This is a genomic window from Vibrio sp. 2132-1 (assembly GCF_033344315.1).
Genome location: NZ_JAWPON010000140.1, coordinates 1 through 939, shown reverse-complemented (window position 1 = coordinate 939; position 939 = coordinate 1). Strand labels below are relative to the sequence as shown.

Sequence of the window (939 nt, the reverse complement as noted above, 5' to 3'; positions counted from 1 at the left end):
TCATTTTTGAAAACCTGCGTTACCCGTCTTTAATTTGTCGTCTTGTGGTGGCATGGTGACGAGACCATCACCAACCTCACGTAGGTTCATAATAAAAAAGGGACTCAAATGGAAGTACTCAAAGGCTCATGTCTGTGTGGCAAGGTAAGACTCGAAGTGGCGGATGAATTCAAATACATGGGCAATTGCCATTGCTCTGAATGTCGAAAATTTACTGGCTCTGACTATTCATCGGCGGGCGGCATTGCTCTAGATAAGTTGCTCATTATCCAAGGGAAAGAGGATATTCAAACTTATCAGAAAAGTGAAAATACCGAGCTATGTTTTTGTCGCCATTGCGGCTCAAGTTTGTATTCGAAAAAGAATAACGGAATCGTCAATATTCGCTTAGGTGTGTTGGATGATGCCCCATCTCACAAACCAAGCTTTCATATTTTCGTGGCGTCAAAAGCGCCGTGGTTAGAAATAACCGACAACCTGACCCAGTTTGAGGCAGGGCCAAAACTTTAGAGAAAATTCCGTTGTTATCGCGGGGCGAATATCAACGCCTCGCGGATTAAAATTCCACTGCACACGAACGCATTTTCTGAACTCTTCAGACTTCTACTTCGCTTGTCATGTTCATTCTCAAAATGACAAAAAACACCCTTATCATCATAACTCTTTGTTAGATAAATAATTTAATTTAGGCACCATAATTGCTCCTTCTTGCATATGACCAACGTCCGGTTAAAGAAGGGGAACATTATGAGAACAGGGAAACTAATCGCGCTTTCTGGCTGCTGCTTATCATTTTCAGCCAGTGCGCTTATGACCAGCGACTTTACCTTTGAATCTGGTAGTGACAGTTCAAATTATTCAGCTAAAGGTAAACCCGTTAATACCTATTCGGTCGCAGAAACCTTGCCGCAAGATGTGCTTAGTAACGTTTACTCCATG

The 939-nt window shown here is 42.3% G+C and carries 1 protein-coding gene and 1 pseudogene; both read left to right on the top strand.

The window, feature by feature from the left end; translation table 11 throughout:
- The first annotated feature begins 108 nt into the window (after positions 1–108).
- Positions 109–510: a GFA family protein gene (locus R8N47_RS23980; RefSeq protein ID WP_021450275.1), complete on the top strand. Its 402-nt coding sequence runs from the start codon at positions 109–111 to the stop codon at positions 508–510.
- Between the two features lie 237 nt (positions 511–747).
- Positions 748–939 (top strand): annotated as a pseudogene (locus R8N47_RS23975) (hypothetical protein); the annotation flags it as partial.